The organism is Maritalea sp. S77 (assembly GCF_049801075.1).
In the GTDB taxonomy this organism is placed as follows: Bacteria; Pseudomonadota; Alphaproteobacteria; order Rhizobiales; family Devosiaceae; genus Maritalea.
In genome coordinates this window covers 260,511-286,778 of sequence record NZ_JBNAGG010000002.1, presented here as the reverse complement: position 1 = coordinate 286,778, position 26,268 = coordinate 260,511, and the positions used below count along the sequence as shown (strand labels likewise).

The following is a 26,268-nucleotide window of genomic DNA, read 5'->3' as shown; positions in this document are numbered from 1 at the left end:
CTGCCAGCACCTCTCCCGCATAATCTCACCCCGGCAGCGCACTTTCTCTCCCATGGGTCGACCACATAAATATTTGTGGGCGACCCATCAATATTTTCAATGGCCCACAGGGCATGTTTCCGGCTTGCCAATCATCCAATCCCCCGATACCAATTTGGTACAACCAAAAGGGGGACGATCATGAATCTGCCAATCAATCCAGCAACATTTCGAGCACACTTTCCTGCATTTGAAGAGGAAAGCCTCAATGGCTGGGCATTTTTCGAAAATGCCGGTGGCTCCTATATGTGCCAGCAGGTGATTGATCGTTACAATCATTATTACACCGCCCATAAATTGCAGCCTTATGGCCAATATCCAGCCTCAAAAGAAGCAGGCAATGAAATGGATGAAGGCCATGATGCCTTGGCCCGTTTGCTCAATGTCGATGTAAGCTGGATTCACTTCGGCCCCTCCACAACCGCCAACACCTACACATTGGCCCATGCATTTGGCCAAATGCTCAAGGCTGGCGATGCGATCATCGTCACCAATCAGGACCATGAAGCCAACACTGGCGCGGTCCGCCGCATGGCTGCCGAAAAAGGGTTGGAAGTGCGCGAGTGGAAGGTCAACCCATCCACAGGGTCGCTCGAATTTGCGACCTTCGAAAATCTGCTCGACGACAAAGTGAAACTCATCACGTTCCCGCACGCCTCCAACATTGTGGGCGAAATCAATCCCGTCGCAGAAGTATGCGCTGCCGCCAAAAAAGTTGGCGCCAAAACCATTGTGGATGGCGTTGCCTATGCACCCCACTCCATGCCTGATCTTTCCGCTTTAGGCGCAGATATTTATCTGTTCTCCACTTACAAAACATTCGGCCCGCACCAAGGCCTGATGGCTGTTGATCCTGCCTTGGCAGAGCAATTGCCCAACCAAGGCCATTTCTTCAATGATGGTTTGCCGCGCAAACGCTTGGTGCCTGCCGGGCCAGACCACGCGCAAATCGCCGCCAGCGCAGGCATCGCCGCCTATTTCGACGACATTGCTGAAGAACTAAATATCGCAGCGCCCAACAAAAATGAGCGCAAATTGTTCAGCGCCCTGCGCGAACAGGAAACAGCCTTGCTGGCTCCATTGATGGATTATCTGAAATCCTCCAATAAAGTGCGCCTTGTCGGCACCGATGATTTGGATGCACGGGTGCCCACCATTTCTATGATTTGCGAAAAGCCGGGCTTGGAACTGGCCCGCGATTTGGCCGAGCATAAAGTCATGGCCGCTGGCGGTCATTTCTATGTATATCGCCTGATGGAAGGCATGGATATCGACCCGAACCATGGCGTCTTGCGCACATCGTTCGTTCATTATACCAATGAGGCCGAAATCCAACAATTGATCAGCGCCCTCGATCAGGTGCTCTAACGAAACTTTCCAAAAAGTAGGACCTTGCTATGCCCCGCTCCTTGGCGACTGTCATTATGCTTATTGCCACCATGGTGTGGGGCTTTGCGTTCATCGCGCAAAAGTCCGCAATGGATTCCATGGGACCACTCACCTTTTTGGCCTCACGCTATTTGCTGGGCGGTATTGTTATTCTGCCTTTGGCGTGGTTCGAGCATAAGCGCCAAGCCGAGCCCATTTCCAAACGCGCCTGGGGATTGATCTTCATCCTAAGCGCCGCCTTCTTCTTGGGCTCTTGGTTGCAGCAAGCGGGCTTGCTCACCGCCACAGTCACCAATGCGGGCTTCCTCACTGGCCTTTATGTGTTCTTCGTGCCGTTCATTCTGACGCTCTTTTTCCGTCAAAAACTGCACTATATCGTGTGGGTTTGCGCCCCGCTGGCCCTCCTCGGCCTGTACTTATTGAATGGTGCCCGCCTCGACAATTTTGTGGTCGGTGATTTCCTAGTGATGAGCAGTGCCATTTTCTGGGCTGTGCATGTGATGCTGCTGGGCTACACTGCGGCCCTCACCAAGCGCCCGATCACCGTGTCCGCTGTCGTCTTTATCCTTGCGGGTCTCTATAGCCTTGGCGGCGGCTTCGCGCTCGAAACCGTTAGCCTTGAAGTGCTGCAATTGGGTTGGAAAGAGATCGTTTATGCGGGTCTGCTCTCAACCGCAGTGGGCTTTACCTTGCAAGCCATCGGCCAGCAACATGTGCCTGCGGCCAATGCCGCCATCATCTTGTCAGGGGAAAGTCTTTTCGCCGCCATTGGCGCCGCCCTTGTATTGGGCGAACGCCTGAGCATGGTCGGCTATATGGGCGCATTTTTGATTTTCCTGGCCATCGTACTGGTGGAAACTGTGCCCATCATACAGGCCAAACGGGAAAAGAAGCACCCGATCGACCCGGTCACCAATCTCGAATTATAGATCAGAAAACTTATCGAGGGTCACTTCCTCGCACCAGATCAGCACACATGCGTCCACTTTCAACTTATCTGGTGAAAGCTGGGTGACGTTGCCGCGAATAGTGTGGCCGCGCAAAGTGATCTTGCCGCGCCATTTGTTTTTCGCGCGCATGGGCAGTTCTGAGAACAAATATGTGCCCAATAGTTGAGTGTTTTCAGCATTCTGATGCTCTGGCTGAATCCAATGCACCAGCCCACACAGTTTGGTGTTGTCATCACCGCAATAGGTGATTTTGTAGCGTGACTCTTTGTTGGCTGGCTGCCAAATGCCCTCAGGCGACATATCCTGAGCTGTGGCCGCACCAGCTGAAAATAGACCAAAAAGGCCAGCAAAAATAACTGTCTTTAAATTGCGCATTGAATGCTCCTTGTTCATGCGCCGCCCGCATAATGTTCAATACATAGGGAACATGGCGCGAATGTGAATAGCCAACGCAAATTTAAAACACTTGTTCCATCAAATAGTGGTTCACAGGTTCCATCTGCTTGCAAATCTCTACCAAGTGCGCGCGTAACTTCTTCTCGTCATTGAAGATTGCTTCATCATATGGCTTTCGTTCATTGCGCACCACCAATCCCTTCAGTTTCAGCCACTCGGCATAAGGCGCCTCGGCATCAAAGCCACGCGGCACTCTTTTCAGCGTTGGCGCGTTCAGCGGCACATTATGCTTCGCCGCCGCCGCAACCGCATCCGCAATCTTCGCGCCATCATCGCTCACAATCTGCGCGCGCATCCGGGCCAACTGGTCCTTATCCAGCGCCCAAAACCCAGCGCCATATCCATAGCCATCTTGATGCAAGGCAATGTGCGTGCCGGGTGATTTGGTTGGATGGTCCCCGGCCCAAAACACCAAATGAATATGCACATTATAAGGTGTCTTATCTTTCGAAAACCGCGTATCGCGATAGATGCGCCGCAGGGAACCATTGATCTTTGGCACGGCTTTTAAGGCTGGGTTCAACGCCGCCAAGTCATCCTGCATCGCCTCGACCATGTCCAACAAAGGCGTCACAATCAGCGATTGATAGTCTTTTTTATGCGCATCAAACCATGCTTTTTCATTGTTTCGCTCTAGATCGCGCAAAAATGTTTGAACCTTTTCAATATTCACCGATCTGTTCCTCCCTGCCGATGCCGTTAAATTATGCTCTAAGACAGGTCGATTGGGAATGTCGGATTTCGACATCAAAGAGGAAATAGGACGGCGCATTTGCCCGGTCACTTTTTCCACACCCTTGTGGATGGACATAAAAGCGTCACATTGCAGACACCAAAATGTAAAAAGCGGCTCTTAAGTTGGTCGCTGTTGGAGATGTACATTCCCGTTTCCAACATAACTGTTGCAATAGCCCCAAAAATTGCAACCGGCGTGCGCCCCCGAAAAGCATGCCATGGGCCGCTCCGCCAGCGGCCTTCTTTTTTGGCCAACCGAAATGTGTCTGGATGGCTTTCCCGGAAATCTGTGGCGAACTGACATTTTCTCGCTGCCGCTGCTTCAAATTCAGCCATTCTGCGTCATAATAAATCTATCGAATCTCAACCGCGCGCCAAAATGGGACCAAGGGCATGGCCAAACTCTATTTTTCTTACGCAGCAATGAATGCGGGTAAATCCACCATTTTGTTGCAGGCCGCCCATAACTACCAAGAGCGCGGCATGAATGCGCGGCTCTACACGTCTGCCCTTTATGCAGAAGGCGGCGTGGGCAAAATCTCTTCCCGCATTGGCTTAGACGTTGAAGCAAATCTTTATCGTGCAGAAGATAATCTGCTTGACCAGATCATCGCTGCCAACAAAGAGAAAAAGGTCGATTGCATCTTTGTCGACGAAGCTCAATTCCTCACTGCTCAGCAAGTTTGGCAATTGGCACGCGTGGCCGACCATATGAACATCCCTGTCATGTGTTATGGCCTGCGTACCGACTTTCAGGGCAAATTGTTCGAGGGTTCTGGCGAGCTTTTGGCCATCGCCGATATTCTGCGCGAGATCCGTACCATTTGCGAATGCGGGCGCAAGGCAACCATGGTGGTGCGTTTTGATGAACATGGCCAGCCGATGCGCGAAGGCGATCAAGTCGCCATCGGCAAGGAGATTTATGTTTCCATGTGCCGCAAGCACTGGGAAGAAAAAATGCGCGATCCAGCCGTGGTGACCGCTTTTCGGCTTGAGCCAAACCCGGCAACGCCGATAACCTTGGATGAAGATGAAGACGATTCCTTGGCCCAATTAGGATAGGTTGCCCCAATGCCTCATCAGGAAGAGCCGAAAGGCGAATTAACGTTGCGCACGGTCGCCATGCCGGCCGATACAAACCCCGCTGGTGATATTTTTGGTGGCTGGGTGTTGAGCCAAATGGATATCGCTGGAGGCATCGCCGCTTCTGAACGCGCCAATTCGCGCGTCGTTACGGTGGCGATTGAGGCCATGACCTTCATTGCGCCTGTCAAAATTGGCGATGTGCTGTGTGTCTATACCGACATCGAAAAAACAGGCACCACATCCATCACTGTCTATATGGAAGCTTGGGCCCGCCGCAACCGCGCGACCGACCGGGTAAAAGTGACGGATGGCACCTTTGTCTATGTCGCATTGGATGCCACAGGCAAACCCAATTCAGTCGACAAATAATCGCGCCACACAGCCCCGGATATCGCCTAGATAAAGCCCTTTTCGGCGGCCTTAGAAGCTTTCAATTTGCCCCCCAACCAACAGTGCCAATACGGTAATTTCAGTATTTTCAGGAAATTTCTGCAAATTTTGGCTTTTATTTCCGCCTCGTCGCCAATCAAAATAAAATCATACAAAACAATACCTTACCTTCCTATCTAGTTCGAATTCCGTCAAAATTAAAAGCGCGAGAGCACCTAAATTCCAAACATGAACGGAATATTAACAGCGCTGTTCAGCAACCATTCAGGCGCCATATCGTTTTATCTCCCATATCAACAAGAAAACCGGATCATTTACGGGAGAGAAAAAATGAGCCTAAGTAAATTTATCAAAACAACAAGCATGGCCCTTGTTGGCGTTACAGTATTTACAAGCGCTGCAATGGCTTTCCCTGCAACTTCAAAAACAGCACTTAATGTGCGTTCTGGCCCTGGCACCAACTACCGCGTAGTTGACGCTCTTTATTCTGGCGAGCGCGTAAATGTAGAGCGCTGCACAAGTTCTCGCTCATGGTGTTATGTCACGCACAGCGGCCCGGATGGCTGGGTTTCTGCTAAATATCTGCAACGCCGCGCTGGTGGCGGTGGCAACCATGGTGGCAACAACAGCAGCGATCCAAACTTCTCAATCGAATTTGGCAGCAACGGCACCTTTACCTTTAGCTTTGGTAATCGTCCGCACCGCCCTCACCGCCCGCAATCAAAGGCATGTTTCTATGAACATACAAGATATCGCGGCCGCAGCTTCTGCTTAAAAGAAGGTGAAAGCGTACGTCGTTTGCGCCACCGCTGGAACGACCAGATCAGCTCAATGCGCGTATTTGGCGATGCAGAAGTGACCGTGTGTAAACATGCTGGCTACCGTGGCCTATGCCGCACAGTTAGCCGCGACATCCCACGTATCGGTCGCCGGTTGAACGACGAAATCTCATCTATCAAAGTCCGGTAAAGGCTTTGAAGATAGCGTGAGCGCTAAGACACCCCCGGTCCGCAAACCGGGGGTGTTTTGTCTAAATTCCGCCCTTTTTTCAGCGTGAGATGAGGAAACCCTTGGAGGGAATAATTATGCGTATTTCAATTTTGCTGGGCGCCCTGCTTTTAGCGCTCGGTGTTTCTGGTGCCGGCTGGCTTGCTGGCCAATCGCTTGAACGCTCGCGCGAACCGGTGCGCACGGTCACCGTTAAGGGCTTGGCGGAACAGCAGGTCAAAGCAGATTTGGGCTTCTGGCCCATCAAATTTGTGGCTACTGGCCCCACGCTAGACGCGGCCCGCGCCGAACTGGAACAAGCAGAACAATCTGTTCGTGGCTTCCTTGGCGAAAACGGCTTTGGCACCGACGATATTCAAGTTCAAAACATCAAAGTGGAAGATCGGTTCACCGGCTATAATGGCGGCAACTATCCTGCTGAAGCCCGCTTTACCCTCACAGAAGATTTGCTGGTCACCACAAATGAAGTAGATCAACTGGCAGATGCCGCCCGAAACATTACAGATTTGTTGCGCGCAGGCGTTGTCTTTTCATCTGATGCATGGTCCGGCGGCCCCTCCTTTGTCTTTACGGGCCTAAACGACCTTAAAGGCGACATGCTAACCGAAGCGACACAAAGAGCACGTGAGTCAGCGCAGCAATTTGCAGTGCAGTCAGAATCCAAAGTTGGCAACATCCAAACCGCCAATCAGGGCGTGTTCCAAATCTTGCCAGCGGTGGACATTCCCAACGATCGACCAGATCGTCAGATCGAGAAAAAAGTGCGCGTGGTCACCACCATCACCTATTTCTTGATCGACTAAATACCAAATTTTCCGGGCGGCGGGCATAGCCCGCCCCTATCCCCAAAACACCTGACTTGCCAAAATGTCGCCCCCGGTGCAAAATTTTAGCGCTGAATGGGGGGCGTCAGCAGGCAATTTGCCATATCTGCCCCTATGTTCTGGGGGACATTATGGACGAAATCACTACAAATATCAGTTGGGTTGCCATTATCGTTGGGGCGGTATTGGCCTTTATCGCGGGCTGGCTTTGGTACTCGCCAATCCTGTTTGGCAAGAAATGGGCAGAAGGCAGCGGCGTTGAATTGAATGATGCGTCAAGCATGCCCATGGGGGCGATGGCCGCGCAAATTATCGGGCTGATTATTGTGGCCTGGTTTGTAGCCGCAATGGCGGCGCAAAACCTGCTGCTCACCACCATCCTGGCCGTTATTAGCTTCACCATTTTGCAATGGTCAGGCAATTCATTTTCCGGCAAATCCAGCTATGCGAAATTGGTAGACGCAGGCTATTGGTTGGTCAGCGTCATCATCATGATCGCTGTGCAAGCAGTGCTATAAAAAAGGGCCCAGTGCTGGGCCCTCTCCAATTCAATCATGTGGCTGCCAACTAATGTTTGGCAGCCGCAGCAGACTCTTTTGCATCAGCGGGCCGGCGTACAAAGAATGCGGCAACCACCGCAAACATATAAATCACCGCGCCACACATGAAGGCCCAGCGAATACCGCTGGTCAAAGCGGGCACCGCTTCCATGCCTGCCTCGCCTGCTATACGGGTTTGGATCGACATTACAGCCACAAACAGGGCCACCCCGGCGGCGCCCGACACTTGTTGAATGCTGCCCAACATGGCGCTACCGTGCGAATATAGCTTCGCAGGAACAGAGCCGAGACCCGAGGTAAATAGCGGCGTAAACACAAGCGCCAAACCAAGGCTCAACACCATATGGCCAATCAAAATGTTATACATGCTTGTTGTTTCGCCAACCTGCGTTAGCGCCCATAGCACTACAGACACCAGCAATGTGCCCGGAATAACCAGCGGGCGCGGGCCATAGCGGTCGTAAAGCCGACCAACGGTGGGGGCCAATAGGCCCATCAACAACCCGCCCGGCATCAGCAACAGTCCGGTTTGCAACGCATCAATGCCCAACACATTTTGAGTATAGATCGGCAACAAGATCACTGTGCCCAACAACACCGCCATGCTGATGGCCAACATGCCAACGCAGATGGCGTAAAGCCGAGATTGGAAAGTTCTGAAATCCAGCAACGCCGCATCTTTTTTCTGCAAAGACAATTGCCGCATGATGAACACCACCATCACGACGACGCCAACAACCAATGGCACCCAGCTTGGCAATCCTGCAATGTCACTGGTGCCTTCGCCGCTCAAGCCAGACAAGCCATAAACAAGGCCGCCAAAGGCGAAAGCAGACAAAATCACCGACAAAATGTCCAGCGGCGCATAGCGCGGCTCAGTCACATTTTTCATATATTTTGAACCAGCCGCCAGAGCCAACAAGGCAATCGGCAGCACCAAAATAAATAACCAACGCCATTCCATATAATTCAGCACAAAGCCCGAAATGGTCGGCCCGATGGCAGGCGCCACTGAGATCACGATCGAAATGTTACCCATGGTTTTGCCTCGGCCTTCAGGCGGCACCAAGGTCATGACGGTTGTCATCAATAAGGGCATCATAATCGCCGTGCCAACCGCCTGGATCACACGACCCGCAATCAACAATTCAAGGCCGGGCGACACCGCGCAAATAAATGTACCCACGCTAAAAATGCTCATCGCCATGATGAAGATGGGTCGCGTATTCATCCGCTGGATCAAAAAGCCCGTCACCGGAATAACCACGGCCATGGTCAGCAAAAATGCGGTGGTCAGCCATTGCACGGCACCAGCCGTTACATCCAGCGCCAGCATGAGGCGTGGGAGTGCAACAGTCATGATGGTTTCATTGAGAAACACCACGAATGTGGACACCAGCAAAAGCGCAATCACCAGCCTATTGCGACCAGAATGGTCAGGCGCAGCGTCAGTTTGGGACATTGCCCCAACATCAGATTGATCAATATCGGTCATGATAGCCTTCTTCGCATACAATGCGTAATGAGGAAAAAGAGTCGGCGGGGCAGCATAAATGCACCCAGCTGCGACATTCTGTCAACCATTGATATGACGAACCAGCATATCAATCGCCGCAATTTTGTCTTTTCAGCTACACAAAAAGCCCTCCAACCGCCGCAAACTCGCCAGCGCCGAGGCAATTTTTTACAATTCTTGCCCTTCTGCTTCGATCGCGCCTTGTTCTCTTTACGTTCCAACTTACATTCCCTATACTGATCCCAACAGACTCGCGGTCCGTATCATCAGCACATCCGCACCAAGGTAGTTTTCATGAGCGACGATAAAAAATCTCAACGGCCCGCCAAGGCCGACTTTTCCATCGATGATTTCATCTCAGAGATTGAAAAAGCAGAAGACATCGAAGCCTCAAAACCCCTGCCCCAGCAGCGCTTGCGAAACAAGCGTGCGCTAGACCGCGCGGATGCAGCAGAGGCGAAGCGAAAAACCACCAAAACATCAAATCCAGATACCAAGACGGGCATGTCGAAACGGTCGCCTAAGTCCAAGGCGAACGCGGTGGAGCGCCCAACAAATTTGGATGGTTTCGCTGAAGCGCCACAGGCGGGCTTCAACCATATCCCTGAGGCGAAGGCTAAAAGCAAAGCCAACGCGAAATCACTCACGGGTTCCACAGGCGGCGTCACCGCCACCGTGCAAGCCCTACAAGATTTGATCGAGCATGGCCGGAAAGAAGTTGAAGGCACAGAAGCGTGGCAGCCCCACCGCCCCACACGCCCGCCAAAGTTAGAAGGCGGCCTACGCTTTGAGTTGGACACAGAGTTTGAAGCGCGAGGCGATCAGCCGACTGCTATCGCAGAGCTTGGCGAAGGCATCATGAATGGCGAAACCGATCAGGTGCTTTTGGGGGTTACAGGTTCAGGCAAAACCTTCACCGTGGCTTCGCTCATCGAGAAGACACAACGCCCGGCGCTGATCCTCGCCCCAAACAAAACCCTCGCCGCACAGCTTTATGGGGAGTTTAAAAGCTTCTTCCCCAACAATGCGGTCGAATATTTTGTGTCCTATTACGATTATTACCAGCCGGAAGCCTATGTGCCACGGACGGACACTTATATCGAAAAAGAATCCACCATCAATGAGCAGATCGACCGAATGCGCCACTCGGCCACCCGCGCCGTGTTGGAACGAGACGATGTGATCATCGTCGCCTCTGTATCTTGCATTTACGGTATTGGCTCGGTGGAGGGCTATACCTCGATGATTGTCGATTTGTCCGAAGGGCAAAAGATCGACCAGCGTGAATTGCTCGCCGAGCTGGTGGCCTTGCAATATAAGCGCAATGAAGCTGCCTTCACCCGCGGCACCTTCCGCGTGCGCGGCGACACCATCGAGATTTTCCCCGCCCACTACGACACTGCCGCATGGCGTGTCACTTTGTGGGGCGACGAAATTGAAGAGATTGTCGAATTTGATCCGCTGACGGGCAAGAAAGGCGCGAAGCTCAAGCACATCCGGCTTTACGCGAACTCTCACTATGTGACGCCGCGTCCAACCCTGACCCAAGCGATCAAGCACATCAAAACAGAACTGCAAGGCCGCCTGCAAGAATTGAACGGCGCTGGCCGTTTTCTTGAAGCGCAGCGCTTAGAGCAGCGGACCCTGTTCGATCTGGAGATGATGGAGGCCACAGGCTCCTGCGCTGGCATTGAAAACTATTCGCGCTATCTGACGGGTCGTAAGCCGGGCGAGCCGCCCCCAACCTTGTTTGAATATCTGCCCGACAACGCCATGCTGTTCGTAGACGAAAGCCACGTCACCGTCGGCCAGCTGGGGGCCATGTATCGTGGCGACTTCCGTCGTAAAGCCACACTGGCCGAATATGGCTTCCGCTTGCCTTCTGCCATGGACAACCGTCCATTGCGCTTTGAAGAATGGAACGCCATGCGGCCACAATCGGTCTATGTGTCAGCTACTCCGGGCAATTGGGAAATGGATCAAACAGGCGGCGTGTTCGCCGAACAGGTCATTCGCCCGACAGGCCTAATTGATCCGCCAGTCGAAATCCGCCCGGCCTCCAATCAGGTTGATGATGTGATCGACGAGGTGAAGAAAGTCGCCAAACAGGGCTACCGCACTTTGCTGACCACACTGACCAAAAAGATGGCCGAAGACCTCACCGAATATATGCATGAGCAAGGCATCAAAGTCCGCTACATGCACTCGGATGTGGACACGGTGGAACGGATTGAAATCATCCGCGACCTGCGCCTTGGCGCTTTCGACGTGTTGGTGGGCATCAACCTGCTGCGTGAGGGCCTCGATATTCCTGAATGTGCGCTGGTCGCTATTCTCGATGCCGATAAGGAAGGCTTCTTGCGGTCCGAAACCTCATTGATCCAAACCATCGGCCGCGCCGCGCGGAATGCCGAAGGCCGCGTTGTGCTTTACGCGGACCGCATCACAGGTTCGATGGAACGGGCGATGGCCGAGACAAATCGTCGGCGCGACAAGCAGTTGGCCTATAATGAAGAGCATGGCATCACGCCACAAACGGTCAAATCGAACATCAAGAACATCATGGAATCTGTCTATGAAGGCGACCGCGTCACCGTGGCCACCGGCAAAGACAAATTCTCCAAAGGTGATGTGCATGTGGGGGACAACCTCGCCGCGACGATTAAAGACCTCGAAGCCAAAATGCGCGACGCCGCCACCAACCTCGAGTTCGAAGAAGCCGCCCGCCTCCGCGATGAGGTCAAGCGCCTGAAAGAAATGGAACTCGACGTCATGGACGACGCTCTAGGCGATTAGGCTTTTAAGGCACCACATAACTGGCCGCCCCGGACTTGATCCGGGGCCAACTGCAAATCGTGCACGGTGAATATTGGCCCCGCATCAAGTGCGGGACTGCACCGGGGTGTGGCCAACGCACACCCGCACCGATCTCCCCCGTCATTGCAAGACTTGATCTTGCAATCCATTTGTGGCCAACGACATGGCAAACTACTGTCATTTTCTCACCCTTCAATCGCGAAGAATAAAAGACCCTGTAACAGCGTCCGCCTCCCAGAACATTGACCACCACACCCCTATAGGCTACTGATTTTATTGAAACTTTTCACAGGAGCCTTTATGCGTTTTCTCGCCACCATCTTACTTGCAAGTCTGGGTCTCGCGACGCCTGCCATCGCCCAAACCTACAGCAGTGGCGACTGGGCCGCCGCCAAAATTGGCCAGGTTTGTTATGTCTTCACCACCCGCTCTGCCCGCGACACATCCGGCGCGTTGGTTTTCCGATTTGAAGACAAAGGCTACAACGCAGGCTTCAGCTATGAATATGCACCTTGGCCCGGCGAAACCGGAGCACCATGGGGCGAAGACGACTATGTCGTGCTAGAGATTGACGGGGAAGCAACATGGCTCGGCGATGAAATGTTCACCGATCTTGGCCCCACCGGCTATAATGCCTCGATGACCAGCGGTTTCGTGTCCGAAATGATCACCGAAATCAACAAAGCGTCAAACTCCGTTGGCTTCGCCATGGAACGCCAATCAGATGGTGAAACCGTTCTTTACGGCCTGTTCTCCGCCGCGGGCTTCGCTGAAAGCATGGCAAATGCTGGCGAAATGTGCCAGTTCAGCCCGAGCGCTTTGCCCACAAGCTAATCATCTAAATCCGGACGGCCCCGCAAATCGTGGGGCCGCCATCTCCATCGCGACAAAACAGTTGACGGCCACACCGTCGCATATCAATTAGGCTCAATCTACATTACAGTAATTCACGAATCCAAGACCACAATTTCTGCTGCCTATTGAGTCCATGACAATTACGCCCCTCTCCATTCTGCGCGACTATTACGGCTATGACGCGTTTCGAGGGCAGCAGGAAGCTGTCATCAATCATGTGGTGGATGGTGGCAACGCCTTTGTGCTCATGCCAACGGGCGCGGGCAAATCGCTGTGCTATCAAATCCCAGCCCTTTGCCGCGACGGCGTGGCGATTGTCGTGTCGCCCTTGATTGCCTTGATGCAAGACCAGATCAACGCCCTTGCACAGATGAACATCAAGGCCGCTGCGATCAACTCAACCATGAGTTTCGAAGAGGTCAGCGCCGTTCGGCAGCAGGTACGCAAGGGCGAAATCGATCTGCTCTATGTTGCCCCCGAACGGCTGATGATGCCCGACTTCTTATCATTTTTGGATAAGTGCAACATCGCCCTGTTCGCCATTGATGAGGCCCACTGCGTCTCCGAATGGGGTCACGATTTCCGCCCGGACTATGCCGCCTTGTCCATGTTGGCCGAACGTTTCCCCAATGTCCCCCGCGTCGCGCTCACCGCAACGGCAGACGCCCAAACGCGTACTGATATTGTAAATCGCTTGTCGCTAGATGACGGGCGCAGCTTTATCGGTGGCTTTGATCGACCGAACATCAATTATGCGATTGCTTTGCGCAATTCCCCCCGCAATCAAATCCTGCGGTTCATTCAAGAAAAGCACCCCGAAGATAGCGGCATCATATATTGCCTTTCCCGCAAGAATGTTGAGGAAATGGCTGCATGGCTTTGCGATCAGGGCATAGAAGCATTGCCCTATCATGCCGGATTGCCCACCGAAGTACGCGCGCAAAATCAGCAAGCCTTTTTGCAGGGCGAACGGATCATTATGGTCGCCACCATCGCCTTCGGCATGGGCATCGACAAACCCGATGTGCGCTTTGTCGTGCACATGAACACTCCGAAAAATATCGAGGCCTATTATCAGGAAACAGGCCGCGCCGGACGCGATGGACAGCCCTCAAATGCGCTGATGCTTTATGGCTTAGAAGATGCGGCCCAGCAGCGCCAATGGATCGAAGCTTCAACCGCGCCCACGGAGCAAAAACGCATTCAGCACCAGAAGCTTGGTGCCTTGTTTGGCCTTTGCGAAACCGCCAAATGCCGCCGCCAGGTGCTGCTTAATTACTTCGACGACAATTGCGATCCCTGCGGCAATTGCGACACCTGCGAACAGCCCCCCGAAACCTTCGATGCGTCCATCCCGGCGCAAAAAGCCATCTCCTGCGTTTATCGCACAGGCGAACGCTTCGGCATCGCCTATCTGATTGATGTGCTGCTCGGCACCGAAAATGACCGCATCACTCAATTTGGCCACGACCAAATCCCCACCTTCGGCATTGGTCAGGATTTGACCAAACCTGAATGGCAAAACGTCTTCCGCCAATTGATCGCCAGCAACCTGCTTTGCCTCAACCCCGAAGGCCATGGCGGCTTTATGATCACCCGCGCCGGACGCGCCTTCATCAAAGAAAAGCCCGCCCTGCCCATGCGGCATTACGTAAAACCCCTGCGCCCCAAACGCACAAGCCGCAACAACGCCGCCGCAAACACCTCTCTCAACACTGAAGATCAATCCCTGCTCAAAACACTAAGGTCCGTGCGCAGCGAGTTGGCCAAAACCAACAAGGTTCCCGCCTACGTCATATTCCACGACCGTACTCTCGTTGAACTGGCCCAAGCCAAACCCACCAACCTCGACGCCATGCTCGAGATAAGCGGCATCGGCAAATCCAAACTCGACCGCTATGGGCAAGTGTTTCTCGATGTAATCGCAAATGAGGGAAGCTCAGCCTAACCACGGCACTGCCTAGTCTCCTCCCCTCGATGGTGAGGGATTAAGGCAGGGTGCTACCGCCAGCGAAATGCAAAGCCGAAAACTCAAATGGATTACCGGATCAAGTCCGGTAATGACGGTAGAGTGTTAAACACATCCAAAGCGTACCGAACCATTTCCTTAAGCACGCAACTCCCCACATGGGCCGCCCCGGACCTGATCCGGGGCCAACAACAGCTTTCGCGATGGCTATTTTGGTCCCGCATCAAGTGCGGGACGGCCCCGAGGAAACATCCGCCGCCCCTCCACGCTCCCCACGTCATTGCAAAACTTGATCTTGCAATCCATTTGCGCTCGGCCAGTTGGCGATTCACCAGCATATTTCTCCGCTGCCGCCTCACCCCGCACCCGTCACCCTCGGGCTTGCCCCGGGGATCTAGGCAAGCACAACTCAAGAAGCGTAACGCCGATAATCTACCTTACCGAACGTCCCATCTGGATTCCCGCCTACGCGGGAATGACGGTCGTGTATTATGACAAACGCTCACCCCAAACGCCGTCACCCTCGGGCCTGACCCGAGGGTCCATGCAGTGCATAGCTCGGTCACGCGCGCCGCAACACGTGTTACGGCATTTCTGCCCCTTCACAAGTTTCGAGTTGATAGTTCCAACGCCCACCCACCTCGACACATCTGACATTAGGTTGCTCCAACCAGAGCCAAAACCTTATTATCATGGCCAAAAACGCCAAAAGTACCAAACACGCAATAAACGGAAACATCCATCGACGAATGAATTTAATCAATATTTTAAATTCCCATTTAAAAAAATAAATCAAGCGCAAATACTCTTTGCACGCAGACGCATTCATCACGATGTGTAATGTAGCGATTGCGCATTATGCTGAAGCGTTGTCGATCCCCCGCCCAATCACCTCAACCGCCCGCTCAATATCTGCATCAGTCGTGCGCCAGGACGAAACCGACAGGCGAAACACGCTTTCGCCCTGCCATTTTGACGGGCCAAACCAAACGTCACCTTCTTCGGTAACGCGTTTCAGCAGTGCTTCATTTTTCGCCGCATCGCCCAGCGTGCACAGCACTTGGTTCAGCACAACGCGATTAAGCACCGTCACACCCTTTGCCCGCAGCCCGTCGGTCAGCATTTGCGCTTGGTTACAATGGCGGGTCACCATCTCGTCCACGCCCTCGCGGCCCAAGCTGCGCAGCGCCGCCCAAATGGGCATGCCCCGGCCCCGACGTGAAAACTCAAGTACGAGGTTCTTCTGCGCATAAGGTTCAGCGGTGGAGTAAACAGCGTCTGAATTCAACGCCGCGGCCAGTTCATCCGCATGGCGGCAAATGGCCATGGCGCCGTCATAAGGCGTGTTCAGCCATTTATGGCCATCGGTGGTCCAGCTATCGGCGAGTTCAATACCTTCGGTCAGCGCCTTTTTGGATGTGCTGGCGCGCGCCCAAAGCCCGAAGGCCCCATCCACGTGCACCCAAGCACCTGCTCTTTGGGCAATGGGGATTATCTCCGCAAAGCGGTCAAATTCACCCGTATTTACTTCACCCGCCTGCAGCACAAGGATGGTTTTGTCGTCTAGCGTCGGCAATTGTTCCGGGATCACCCGGCCAAATTCATCGCAAGGCGCTTCGATCAAACGGTTCAAGCCAAAGCCAAGCAACCGCGCCGCTTTCTTGACGGTGATATGCACCGTCTGCGGCACAACCAATTTGATCTCAGGCGCGCCCATCAGTCCATCTTCATCCACATCCCAGCCCTGCCGCGCCAAAAGCGTTCGGCGCGCAGTCGCCAATACGGACAGACCGCACGCGGTGGCGCTGGTGCCAAAACCAATTTGGCTTTCGCGTGGCAAGTCTAAAATGTCCAACACCCATCTGGTCGCCACCTCTTCAATTTTCGCCATCACGGGCGAGTTCACATAGGAAGAGGCACATTGATCCCAGGCCTGCGCCAGCCGTTCCGCGGCGGCCGCTTCCGGCAGGCTTGCGCCGATCACAAAACCAAAATAGCGACCGCCATTGCTGGTGACACTGGCCGGATCACCATAACGTTGCAACATATTCAGCGTTTCGCCGCTCGCACTCGGCGCCGCGGGCAGTTCTTCATCAAATGCAGCCAAATCATCCAGCGCCTGCTGGGTCGGAAACACCCGCCGTTCTGCAACTGAACGCAAATAATCTGCCGCAAGCCGATCCGCTTCGGCCAAAAGTGCCAATTCTTCTGACATTTCTCTTCCCTGATTTATGCTTTTAAAGTTCGTTTTTAATCCGCTTGGCAATGGCAGCGATGGCCGCTTCCTCGCGCTTATAAAATGTGAATTTTTTGATCCGCGTAGCCTTGATCAGCCCAGCATCGCGCAACAGCGCCAAATGCTGCGACGCAGTGGGCGGGCTCACCCCCAATTTGTCGGCAATATACATCGAGCAAACCCCGTCTTTAATCAGGTCGCCATCAACCTGTGGTGGAAAATTCCCCACCGGGTCTTTCAACCACTCCAAAACTTTCAGTCGCTTCTCATGGGCTAAAGCGTTCGCCACAAACACAAAATCTTCTTCCATAATTCATCAATTAGCAAATTGACTAATTGAGTCAACAAAAAACTTATCCCCGCCCCGCTGGCAGGTGGTATAATGGCCCCACTTTTCGCACCAACGCTTTCCAGCGGCTTGTTGACGGGCAAGGGGGAAGATGAGGTTCGCCTCATGTGGGAAAAGAGCAAGGCACACTTTCGGACGCGAAGGCGTGGCCAACCCAATGAACCTCGCCTGCCACCAAGGGCGTCACTGCAATTGTGATGGAGATAACAGGGTCAGCACTCTGAAGGTTTTTGGGTTTTGGAAAAATCCCTGCTGCGCGAGGTGATGTTTGCCTCACACATAAAACATTGATGACGAGTTGAACATCACCTCGTGCGCCGTAAATGCCCATAATCCGGTGGTTTTCGCCAGCCGGACTTTTGCGGCTGCCATGAATAATTTGTGACAAAGTCGAAGCGCAAATGGGGGGAGTTCCTTTTGCACAAATTCGGCAATTTTGTGCAAACCAATTGATTTATATCAAATTGGCACCCCAAGCCATCAGTTAGATTAAGGGCAAGAGGACGAAGAAGTGCTTCAAAAGCCCTTACTTTTACTAGAACTACAACTGGCAAAACAGTTGGTTTTATTATGGGTTTGGTCAGTCATTGGTGGGCTGGTGCTTGGTGCCTTTATGAGTTTCCTTGCCACCCGGTTTGGAGGGGAAGGCAAAGAAACTGTCGGTCGATAACGGAGTAGATATTGGCTGACAGAACAGACGCAATCCCGGCATAGGCTGGGCGGCATTCATCTCATGCCTCGCAAGGGCCCAGAATATCCGGGTTGCGTCTTTATAAATCGGACAGGTGGTGGGCATGACCTCGCGATCATCCCCTATCTGATCTCTCCGCGAATGCTTCCGCCTGTCCGTATTTTTTTCTGCCGTTCACGCCACCATACGGTGAGCCCCGCCCCCACAGTAATCGTCGCCCCGATTAGGCTGATACCATCGATCAAATCGCCAAAAGCGATAAAGCTGAACACAATCGCCACCGGAAGCATCAAGAAGTTGAAGGGCTGCAAAATGCTCGCGGGCGCTTCGCGCAATGCCATGGTGAACAGCGTATGCGCAATATTGGCGGTGATGATGATAAGCCCCATCAGCAACATGGCGTTTGTGGTCATGATTTCAAAGCTGCGGAAACCCACCGCCGTTGAAAGCACAATGCCCACCAGTGCCATATAGGCCAACGAGGTTGAGGTGCGGTCTTTAGACGAAACCATGCGCGTCAAAATCGTATAGCCGGCAAAGCTGAACACAGCACCCAGCTGGAAGATCACGCCCAAATTGATTTCTTGGAATCCCGGGCGGATCACAATCATGGTGCCGATAAAGCCGGCAACAATCGCGGCCCAACGCACAAACCCCACTTGCTCTCCGAGCAAAGGAATTGCCAACAGGGTCGTCACAATTGGAAACAGCATGAAAATCGCCTGCAAATCGGCCAAGGGCATCAGGCTCAATGCAGCGGAGAAACACCAAATGTCCACAACCAAAAGGGTGGCGCGCGTCAATTGTAGAAATGGTGCTTTGCTTTTTAATGCGGTGCGCAGCGTACCCTCGCGCCATAGCCAAGCGAGAATAAACAACCCAACGCCCCAAAAGCGGATCATCACCACTTGGGTGAAAGGATAGTCAGTCACCAGCATTTTCACCGCCACATCTTGCACACCAAACACAAGAATAGCGATCAATGTAAGGCTAATACCCTTCGCCACATTGGCGTCATTTGGCACCTGAAATACCGACATGTTGAAATTCCTATTCACGACGAGCTTATCCGCGATATAGTCGCGGCGCTCACACTAAGGCAGGACGTTCACGCTAGCAGCGAATTCTCAAAATGCCTATGCCAAATACACATCCGGGGATGACATTTTCAAATGACCCCATCACAAAAGGAAATCTTTTATGCCGCACATTATTGTAGAACATTCGCAAAATTTGGCAGGCGATCAGGACATTGAATCTCTATGTCAGGAGATTTTTGACATGATGGCGGCACACCCAACATTTCCCAACCCAAGCGCAATCAAGGTGCGGGCACTCGGGTACAATCATCGGGTGCAAGCGCTCGAAAATGACCATTTTGTCCACGCCACGATTAAGCTGTTGCCGGGCCGCGACGACGAGACGAAAAAACAATTATCGCAAAATCTGTTGGATTTGTTGATGGAGCGTTTGGGCAACGCTTCCAGCTTTTCCGTTGATGTTGAGGATCTGTCCAGCGCCTACGTAAAAGCAGCGCGCTAGCCGCCGCACCATGATGCGACGGCAAAACTCATTTTATGATGGCTTAGCTGGCCATTTTGTTTTTCACAAAACCAGCGATAGCGGTCAAAACACCACCGCCAACAAGCCCTGCGATGCCGTCGCCTGCAAGGCCCATGCCCGCAAGTGAGTCCAAACCAGGCACTGCGCCAGCAAGTGCAGTGCCGCCTACACCGCCGATCGCCCCGGCGATTGTGTTGCCAATCGGTCCCAGATTCACTTGCTTAAGTGCCTGCGCAATCCCGTTGCCACCAACGCCACCAGCGATAAGTTGAATAATAATAGGTAATAAAGCTTCCATTTTCCCATCCCTCCAATAGAGTTACGGGAGAAGCTTAGCGGCATTTTAAATTAATTAACAGACTGTTAATTGAAAGAAGAAGGACCACTGCACATGCGCCCATTCAAAGCTCTTCTCATCGCCTGTGCCTGCACAATCATCTTCGCAAACTTGGCCTCTGCACAACCCTTTGGGGAAAAGCGCGCCTATTTTAAGGACTGGCTGGCCGCCTGCCGCCCCACAACGGGCTATTGCTCGGCAACAACTTACATCAATCCAAATCCGCCAAGCGGCGCAGTCGCCGATTACATTTTGCGCGTCAGCCGCGAGAAATCGGCCGACAATTGGGAGATTTCACTTTCCACAGTGATCACCCTCCCCACCGACACTAGTTTTGTGGTGATTGAGGATGAGCCCAATATGCTCTATTTCAATCGTCCAGGCAGCTTTGCTGCTTTCGGGGCAATCAATGATTTCTATTTCCTAGGCAATGAAGCCCGGCATCTGCTCAACAAAATGTTGGCAAACAAAACGCTGACCCTCACATTTGATGCGGAGTCGGGTCGCGAAACGCTCGACTTTTCCCTCCGTGGCCTCACAGCCTCCATGCTCTGGATTGATGAGCAGCAGGAAAAAGTGGGCAGCAAGCGCGATGCGGGCTATGGCCCACGCGCAGAGCGGTTGGCTATAGAATTGGCGCCGCCGCCAAAAGACATTCCACAAGCCATTTTGGATATGCATCTTGTCGAGAATGGTTGCGATTTCGCGCCCGACAGCAGCATGTTTTCCTCTTGGGAGAGTATGGCATTAAATCAAAATTTCAGCCTTTTCATGCTGCCCTGCTCCGCTGGCGCCTATAATCTGATTTCGCGCTTCTATGTTTGGAATAGTGCCCAACAAACTGCTGAACAACAATATTTCGTCGACTATAGCGACACGAATGGATGGACATCGACCCCCGACCTCGTAAATGCGTTTCTGGACCCGCATAGCCGCACGGTTACCTCCTTTTCAAAAGGCCGGGGCTTGGGCGACTGCGGCACGGCAGGCACATGGCAATGGGCAGGCTATGGCGTGCAGTTGCGCCAATATTATTATCAACCTATCTGCGGTCTTGATTATGATGAAGATGCAGACCTCACCTTCCCGCAAATCTTTCCAAAGGCTGAGTAATGCGACTATTTCTTCTCACCAGCTTGGCCATGTTGGCCTTCGCTGCCAACTCCTTGCTCAACCGCGCCGCATTGGCTGAGCAAGCGATTGACCCGTATAATTTTACACTGATGCGTCTCGGCTCTGGCGCCATCGCATTGGTGTTGATTGCCATGCTGATGAACCGCAAGTCGGTGAAAGAAATTGCGACGGCAGGAACATGGCGCAGCGCCGCCGCGCTGTTTATCTATGCAATTGGCTTTTCGATTGCCTATCTCTGGCTTGGCGCTGGCATGGGTGCGCTGATCTTGTTTGCCATGGTGCAATTCACCATGCTGGGCGTTGCCATCGTTAAAGGCGACCGCCCTTCCGCCATGGAAATGATCGGGCTTTTATTGGCGTTGGTGGGGTTCGTCGCGTTGGCCAGCCCAGGATTTGACCAAGCGCCAAACTTGCAAGCTGTTAGCCTTATGGCCTGTGCGGGTATCGCATGGGGCGCCTATTCGCTGTGGGGGCGCGGTTCCACCACGCCAACATTGGACACAGCTGGCAATTTCTGGCGAGCATTTCTCATGGGATCAATCATTATTGTGCCCATTCTCATGCTGCAGCTCAGCACCAGTTTGATCAGCGCCAAGGGTATGATATTGGCCATCGCCTCCGGCGCACTCGCATCTGGTGTGGGCTATGCCATTTGGTACACCGCATTACCCGGCCTCAGCCGTACCCGCGCTGGCATCGTACAATTGAGCGTGCCTGCCCTCGCCGCAATAGCTGGCGTTGTGTTTTTGGGTGAACCCCTCACATTTAAATTCGCGGCGCTTACCGTAATGATCTTGGCTGGCGTCGGTTTGGCCACAGTGGCGAAACCAAAAGCTAGTGCACAAAATTCCGGAAAATGAAGCCAAGCGAGATAAAATAGGGTGCGAGCAAAGCGATGATGAAAATTCGCGCCCATAAATTTTTGAAGCGCCACAGCAATAGCCCGGCCAGCAGAATCCCGACGACCAGCTCTACTGCACCAACAATATCGCCATAATGGGCACTTTGGTAATATGAAACTGGAGAATGGAACCGCCAACCAGTGAATGGCCAAAAATGCACATGCGCATCATCTGTATGCACCGGAAAGTCGGCAACAACATGCAACAATGCCCCTGCACCAAACACGCTGACCAAACGCCAGTTCTCAATTTGTTGCGGCATTCGTTTTGCCATCAACCACCCCAAAAGCAGCAAAGCGGCGTAAAGCGGGATCGAGTTTGAAATGGCGGAAAAAGTTTGCCACGGTTCTTGCCAATAAAGCCCATCCGGGCTGCGCCACATATTGCCACGGCCCATGCCCGTAAGCGCCGAAAAAGCCACCATTGCAAACACAGAAAGATCAGGAAAAAAGCCTGCAAAGAAGGCCAGTATATTTTGTCGCTTAGGGGCATCCCGCCGGGACAAAACTGCGCCAGCAATTAACACATGTGTGGTCGTGATCATATCGGCTCAGTTCCGCGCTTGCTCATAAAATTACAATATGCGGAAAACCAAACCGGGGGCCAGTCCGTTAACATAATTGTGAGAAACAAAACGAGGTAATAGCCAAATCAAACAAATTTTGATGAAAAGGTTGGAAACTCGATCCAATACCTTTAAATCTCTTCCACACATACCATATCAAGTGCTCTTGTGTTTTGCGGCACATCTTGTATCTAGCAGTCGCAAATAGTCGTTCAAAAAGGTTGCAATGCCCTATTTTCTGCTCATCTTAGGATTGGCCACGCTGGTTGTAACCGGCGACTTGTTGGTACGTGGCGCCGTTGGTGTTTCAAACCGAATGGGCATCCCCCCATTGGTCATCGGCCTCACGGTTGTGGCGTTCGGTACATCGGCACCGGAATTGGTGGTTTCTATTTCCGCCGCATTGGATGGCGCCTCGGGCCTATCCATTGGTAATGTGGTTGGGTCAAACATCACCAATATTTTGTTGGTTCTTGGCTTTCCAGCGCTGTTTTTCGCAATCGACTGCAAGCAAACAGGTTTGCGACGCTCCACCAGCTTTATGATTTTGGTCTCAGTGCTATTGATCCTGTTGAGCATCGATGGCGTGATCAACCATGTGGATGGCCTCATTTTCCTCGCTCTTTTGGCGGGCTACCTGCTTTATAATGGCTTCGAAGCCAATAAAATGCGCAAGCGCGGCCAAAACATCGAAGAATTGATGGAAGAGATTGACGATGCGCCAGAAGATCCAAAAAAGATCGCGATCTATCTGATTATCGGCATTATCGGCCTGCCCCTTGGCGGCAAGCTCACCACCGATAGCGCATTGGACATTGCGGCCATTATGGGCGTTGCGGACAGTGCCGTTGGTCTGACCATTGTTGCGCTGGGCACATCCTTGCCCGAATTCGCAGCTGGCATGGCAGCCGCACTGCGGCGTCAATCTGCTGTGGCCATCGGCAACGCAGTGGGCTCTAACATTTTCAACATCTTGTCAATCTTGGGCATCACATCATTGATTGTGCCGCTCAAGGTGGGTCCAAACTTCATGGCCTTTGATTATTGGGTCATGCTGTTTATCGCCATTGCTTTGGCGCCGATTGTGTTTATGCATCGGTCCATCGGCAAAATTGAAGGCGGGGTGATGAGCATTGCCTATATTGTTTATCTTGTGGTTGTTTTTCAAATTGGACACCAACTGGCTGAAGGGCTACCCATTGGATAATGCAAAAACAAACCTTTCTGATTACGGGCGCGGCTAACCGCATTGGTGCGGCAATAGCTGAAGGCTTGGCCGTGGACGGTCATAACGTGGTTATCCATTATAACCACTCGGATGATGATGCAGCAGCACTGGCCGAAAAGCTAAATGCGCGGGGCTTAAAAGCCGCCATCGAAGGCGCAGACCTTACGGACCAAGCGCAATATGACACGCTGATCGAACGGGCAAGCAAACATTTCGGCCCACTGACCGGGCTAATCAACAATGCAAGCCTGTTCAAACCAGACAGCATTGACGATTTAATCCACGACCTTTGGCACAAGCATTTTAGCGTGCACGCAGAAGCGGCCATGTTTCTGGCGAAAGATTTCGCGGGACAATTGCCCAAAGATAAGCATGGCTTGATCGTCAACATGATTGATCAACGCGTATGGGCGCTAAAGCCGAGCTTTTTCAGCTATACCTTGTCAAAATCAGTTTTGTGGACCGCAACGCGTACATTGGCACAGGCCTTTGCCCCGCACATTCGGGTGAACGCCATTGGCCCTGGCCCCACTTTGCAGAATGAGCATCAGACCGAAGCCGAGTTCAAAGAAGAGCTGGAAAGCTTGCCGCTCAAAACTGGTCCGGCACTTGATGAAATTGTCGATACAATCCGATATTTCCTCACAGCAAAATCCGTGACAGGGCAAATGATTGCCATGGATGGGGGACAACATCTGATTTGGACCGATATTGGTGAAACAAATTAGAATTTGCGCTATATTTGAGTCGCAATGAACGAAGCTACCGCATCTCCCGGCCCCGACATTATTAAGCGCTTTGTGAAAACCCTGCCCACCGGGCCAGGGGTTTATCGCATGTTGGATGACCAGCAAAATGTGATTTATGTCGGCAAGGCCCGAAACCTGAAAGCGCGCGTGACCAACTACACGCGCTATGAGGGCAATTCGGTGCGCATTGGGCGCATGATCGCCGCCACGCGCTCCATGGAGTTTGTCACCACAAACACCGAGAGTGAGGCGCTGCTTCTCGAAGCCAACATGATCAAGCGCTTGCGGCCGCGTTACAATGTATTGTTACGCGACGACAAAAGCTTTCCCTATATATTGCTGGCTACCGAACATGAGGCCGCTGAGCTGACCAAGCACCGCGGCGTGCGGCGCAAAAAGGGACATTATTTCGGCCCGTTCGCATCGGTAACCGCGGTGAACCGCACCATTACCTCGTTGCAAAAAGCATTCCTGCTGCGCAACTGCTCCGACAGCTATTATCAAGGCCGCACCCGCCCCTGCCTGCAACATCAGATCAAACGCTGCGCCGCCCCTTGCACAGGCGAAATCTCGATCAAAGATTATCAACAACTGGTGCAGGACGCGGTGGATTTCCTATCTGGCAAATCCAAAAGCGTGCAGGCGCAATTGTCAAAAGAGATGCAAATTGCTTCTGAAAATCTGGACTTTGAACGCGCGGCGCTGCTCCGCGACCGGATTTCGGCTTTGGCGCTGATCCAATCGCAAGGTGACATGAGCGCACAAAGCTTTGCGGAAGGCGATATTTTCGCCATTCACCAAGAAGCAGGTCGGTTCTGCATTCAAGTCTTCTTCTTCCGTGCCCACCAAAACTGGGGCAACCGTGCCTATTATCCCCGGGCGGACAAGAGCCTTGAGGAGGCGGAAGTGCTGGAAGCCTTTGTGGCGCAATTCTATGAAAGCCGCACGCCGCCTAAAGCTGTGCTTTTGTCTCACCCAGTTGAGAACCCTAAACTGCTGCAAGAAGCGCTGAGCATCCGGGCTGACCGCAAGATTGATGTGCAAACCCCACAGCGCGGCGAAAAACGGCAGCTGGTGGAACATGCCCTCGACAATGCGCGGCAGGCTTTGGGCAGGCAATTGGCCGAAAGCGCGTCGCAAACCAGCCTCCTTGACGGCATGGCTAAAACCTTTGGTTTGGATGAGCCGCCTAAACGCATTGAAACTTATGATAACTCGCATATTCAAGGTGCACACGCCGTTGGCGCGATGGTTGTGGCCGGTCGCGAAGGCCTATCCAAAAAGCACTACCGCACCTTCAACATCAAATCCGAAGAGCTGACGCCCGGCGACGATTTCGGCATGATGAATGAAGTACTGACCCGCCGCTTCAAACGGCTGGTGAGTGAATATGAAAAACCAGACGAAGATTTGCTGAAAGATCCAAGCAACATGCCGGATTGGCCAGACGTGCTGCTGATCGACGGCGGCAAGGGCCAATTGAGCGCAGTGCGCAAGGTGTTAGAGCAATTCGATTTGCCGCAAAAAGTGACGCTGATCGGCATCGCCAAAGGCGAGGAACGCAATGCTGGCCGCGAAACCTTTTTCATTGAAGGGCGCGAACCCTTTATGCTGCCAGCGCGCGATCCGGTACTCTATTATGTGCAGCGCCTGCGCGATGAAGCGCACCGCTTTGCCATCGGCACCCACCGCGCCAAACGCTCCAAAGCCATCGTCAAAAATCCGCTGGATGAGATTGAAGGCATTGGCCCGAGCCGCAAACGCAATTTGCTCAATCATTTTGGGTCAGCCAAGTCTGTCGGCCGCGCTGCGCTTTCCGATTTGCAGTCGGTGCCCGGCATTTCAAAACAAATGGCGCAAACCATTTACGATCATTTCAATAGGTCATAAACTCGGCCAAAATCTCGGCATAAAGGCGAT

Annotated in this window: 25 protein-coding genes; 16 read left to right on the top strand and 9 right to left on the bottom strand. The window is 52.8% G+C overall.

Annotation, left to right across the window (positions count from 1 at the left end; genetic code table 11):
• Positions 1–180 precede the first annotated feature (180 nt).
• Together ACP15Y_RS09120 and ACP15Y_RS09115 are read left to right on the top strand one after the other, a co-directional pair.
• The gene (locus tag ACP15Y_RS09120) at positions 181–1,407 is read left to right on the top strand and encodes an aminotransferase class V-fold PLP-dependent enzyme (RefSeq protein ID WP_424982752.1); all 1,227 of its coding nucleotides are present in this window, start codon (positions 181–183) and stop codon (positions 1,405–1,407) included.
• 29 nt (positions 1,408–1,436) lie between these two features.
• Complete coding sequence (locus ACP15Y_RS09115) at positions 1,437–2,357, top strand: DMT family transporter (RefSeq protein ID WP_133571568.1); 921 nt, start codon at positions 1,437–1,439, stop codon at positions 2,355–2,357.
• On the opposite strand, the gene ACP15Y_RS09110 is transcribed toward ACP15Y_RS09115, so the two are convergent.
• From ACP15Y_RS09110 to ACP15Y_RS09100, 3 genes are all read right to left on the bottom strand, one after another.
• Positions 2,352–2,753, bottom strand: coding sequence for a DUF2147 domain-containing protein (locus ACP15Y_RS09110; RefSeq protein ID WP_424982751.1), 402 nt, complete (start codon positions 2,751–2,753; stop codon positions 2,352–2,354). The genes ACP15Y_RS09115 and ACP15Y_RS09110 overlap by 6 nt on opposite strands.
• Positions 2,754–2,835: 82 nt before the next feature.
• Positions 2,836–3,645 (bottom strand): DUF2461 domain-containing protein, encoded by an 810-nt coding sequence (locus ACP15Y_RS09105; RefSeq protein ID WP_424982750.1) that lies wholly within the window; start codon positions 3,643–3,645, stop codon positions 2,836–2,838.
• Positions 3,615–3,905 carry a hypothetical protein gene (locus ACP15Y_RS09100; RefSeq protein ID WP_424982749.1) on the bottom strand — a complete coding sequence of 97 codons (291 nt, stop codon included), beginning with the start codon at positions 3,903–3,905 and terminating at the stop codon, positions 3,615–3,617. The genes ACP15Y_RS09105 and ACP15Y_RS09100 overlap by 31 nt, the downstream gene beginning before the upstream one ends.
• 57 nt (positions 3,906–3,962) lie before the next feature.
• On the opposite strand from ACP15Y_RS09100, the gene ACP15Y_RS09095 reads away from it, so the two are divergent.
• The 5 genes from ACP15Y_RS09095 to ACP15Y_RS09075 all read left to right on the top strand — a co-directional run bounded on the left by ACP15Y_RS09095 (position 3,963) and on the right by ACP15Y_RS09075 (position 7,395).
• Positions 3,963–4,631: a thymidine kinase gene (locus ACP15Y_RS09095; RefSeq protein ID WP_424982748.1), complete on the top strand. Its 669-nt coding sequence runs from the start codon at positions 3,963–3,965 to the stop codon at positions 4,629–4,631.
• 9 nt (positions 4,632–4,640) lie between these two features.
• Entirely contained in the window at positions 4,641–5,024 is a 384-nt protein-coding gene (locus ACP15Y_RS09090; protein WP_424982747.1) for an acyl-CoA thioesterase, read from the top strand.
• A gap of 351 nt (positions 5,025–5,375) precedes the next feature.
• Positions 5,376–6,014 carry an SH3 domain-containing protein gene (locus tag ACP15Y_RS09085; protein ID WP_424982746.1) on the top strand — a complete coding sequence of 213 codons (639 nt, stop codon included), beginning with the start codon at positions 5,376–5,378 and terminating at the stop codon, positions 6,012–6,014.
• A 116-nt stretch (positions 6,015–6,130) separates the two neighbouring features.
• The gene (locus tag ACP15Y_RS09080) at positions 6,131–6,856 is read left to right on the top strand and encodes an SIMPL domain-containing protein (protein WP_424982745.1); all 726 of its coding nucleotides are present in this window, start codon (positions 6,131–6,133) and stop codon (positions 6,854–6,856) included.
• 152 nt (positions 6,857–7,008) lie between these two features.
• Positions 7,009–7,395 carry a DUF1761 domain-containing protein gene (locus tag ACP15Y_RS09075; protein ID WP_424982744.1) on the top strand — a complete coding sequence of 129 codons (387 nt, stop codon included), beginning with the start codon at positions 7,009–7,011 and terminating at the stop codon, positions 7,393–7,395.
• 49 nt (positions 7,396–7,444) lie between these two features.
• Here ACP15Y_RS09075 and ACP15Y_RS09070 read toward each other — a convergent pair whose 3' ends face one another.
• Positions 7,445–8,932: an MDR family MFS transporter gene (locus ACP15Y_RS09070; RefSeq protein WP_424982743.1), complete on the bottom strand. Its 1,488-nt coding sequence runs from the start codon at positions 8,930–8,932 to the stop codon at positions 7,445–7,447.
• A 315-nt stretch (positions 8,933–9,247) separates the two neighbouring features.
• Between ACP15Y_RS09070 and uvrB the strand changes: the two genes are divergently transcribed.
• From uvrB to recQ, 3 genes are all read left to right on the top strand, one after another.
• A complete protein-coding gene (gene uvrB / locus ACP15Y_RS09065; RefSeq protein ID WP_424982742.1) occupies positions 9,248–11,749 on the top strand; it encodes an excinuclease ABC subunit UvrB in 2,502 nt (833 codons plus the stop codon).
• Positions 11,750–12,070: 321 nt separating this feature from the next.
• Positions 12,071–12,604: a hypothetical protein gene (locus ACP15Y_RS09060; RefSeq protein ID WP_424982741.1), complete on the top strand. Its 534-nt coding sequence runs from the start codon at positions 12,071–12,073 to the stop codon at positions 12,602–12,604.
• Between the two features lie 154 nt (positions 12,605–12,758).
• Positions 12,759–14,573, top strand: coding sequence for a DNA helicase RecQ (gene recQ / locus ACP15Y_RS09055; RefSeq protein WP_424982740.1), 1,815 nt, complete (start codon positions 12,759–12,761; stop codon positions 14,571–14,573).
• Between the two features lie 877 nt (positions 14,574–15,450).
• Here recQ and ACP15Y_RS09050 read toward each other — a convergent pair.
• The 3 genes from ACP15Y_RS09050 to ACP15Y_RS09040 all read right to left on the bottom strand — a co-directional run bounded on the left by ACP15Y_RS09050 (position 15,451) and on the right by ACP15Y_RS09040 (position 18,910).
• Positions 15,451–16,809, bottom strand: a complete 1,359-nt coding sequence (locus ACP15Y_RS09050) for a pyridoxal phosphate-dependent decarboxylase family protein (RefSeq protein ID WP_424982739.1) — start codon at positions 16,807–16,809, stop codon at positions 15,451–15,453.
• Between the two features lie 22 nt (positions 16,810–16,831).
• Positions 16,832–17,140, bottom strand: coding sequence for an ArsR/SmtB family transcription factor (locus ACP15Y_RS09045; protein WP_424982738.1), 309 nt, complete (start codon positions 17,138–17,140; stop codon positions 16,832–16,834).
• 852 nt (positions 17,141–17,992) lie between these two features.
• Positions 17,993–18,910, bottom strand: a complete 918-nt coding sequence (locus ACP15Y_RS09040) for a DMT family transporter (RefSeq protein WP_424982737.1) — start codon at positions 18,908–18,910, stop codon at positions 17,993–17,995.
• Positions 18,911–19,070: 160 nt separating this feature from the next.
• Here ACP15Y_RS09040 and ACP15Y_RS09035 point away from each other — a divergent pair, with 160 nt between their 5' ends.
• Entirely contained in the window at positions 19,071–19,412 is a 342-nt protein-coding gene (locus ACP15Y_RS09035; protein ID WP_424982736.1) for a 5-carboxymethyl-2-hydroxymuconate Delta-isomerase, read from the top strand.
• A 43-nt stretch (positions 19,413–19,455) separates the two neighbouring features.
• Here the strand turns inward: ACP15Y_RS09035 and ACP15Y_RS09030 are convergent, their stop codons facing one another.
• Positions 19,456–19,731, bottom strand: coding sequence for a hypothetical protein (locus ACP15Y_RS09030; protein ID WP_424982735.1), 276 nt, complete (start codon positions 19,729–19,731; stop codon positions 19,456–19,458).
• Positions 19,732–19,824: 93 nt separating this feature from the next.
• Here ACP15Y_RS09030 and ACP15Y_RS09025 point away from each other — a divergent pair, with 93 nt between their 5' ends.
• Entirely contained in the window at positions 19,825–20,883 is a 1,059-nt protein-coding gene (locus ACP15Y_RS09025; protein WP_424982734.1) for a DUF1176 domain-containing protein, read from the top strand.
• Positions 20,883–21,764 carry a DMT family transporter gene (locus tag ACP15Y_RS09020; RefSeq protein WP_424982733.1) on the top strand — a complete coding sequence of 294 codons (882 nt, stop codon included), beginning with the start codon at positions 20,883–20,885 and terminating at the stop codon, positions 21,762–21,764. The genes ACP15Y_RS09025 and ACP15Y_RS09020 overlap by 1 nt, the downstream gene beginning before the upstream one ends.
• Here the strand turns inward: ACP15Y_RS09020 and ACP15Y_RS09015 are convergent.
• On the bottom strand, positions 21,739–22,350 hold the full coding sequence (locus ACP15Y_RS09015) for a hypothetical protein (protein WP_424982732.1): 612 nt from the start codon (positions 22,348–22,350) through the stop codon (positions 21,739–21,741). The genes ACP15Y_RS09020 and ACP15Y_RS09015 overlap by 26 nt on opposite strands.
• 247 nt (positions 22,351–22,597) lie before the next feature.
• Here ACP15Y_RS09015 and ACP15Y_RS09010 point away from each other — a divergent pair, with 247 nt between their 5' ends.
• Genes ACP15Y_RS09010 through uvrC form a run of 3 tightly spaced genes read left to right on the top strand, consistent with a single transcriptional unit; the run spans position 22,598 to position 26,238 of the window.
• Positions 22,598–23,578 (top strand): calcium/sodium antiporter, encoded by a 981-nt coding sequence (locus tag ACP15Y_RS09010; RefSeq protein ID WP_424982731.1) that lies wholly within the window; start codon positions 22,598–22,600, stop codon positions 23,576–23,578.
• Positions 23,578–24,327, top strand: a complete 750-nt coding sequence (locus ACP15Y_RS09005) for an SDR family oxidoreductase (RefSeq protein ID WP_424982730.1) — start codon at positions 23,578–23,580, stop codon at positions 24,325–24,327. Before ACP15Y_RS09010 ends, ACP15Y_RS09005 begins: the two co-directional genes overlap by 1 nt.
• Positions 24,328–24,351: 24 nt before the next feature.
• On the top strand, positions 24,352–26,238 hold the full coding sequence (gene uvrC / locus ACP15Y_RS09000) for an excinuclease ABC subunit UvrC (protein WP_424982728.1): 1,887 nt from the start codon (positions 24,352–24,354) through the stop codon (positions 26,236–26,238).
• Positions 26,239–26,268: the final 30 nt, after the last annotated feature.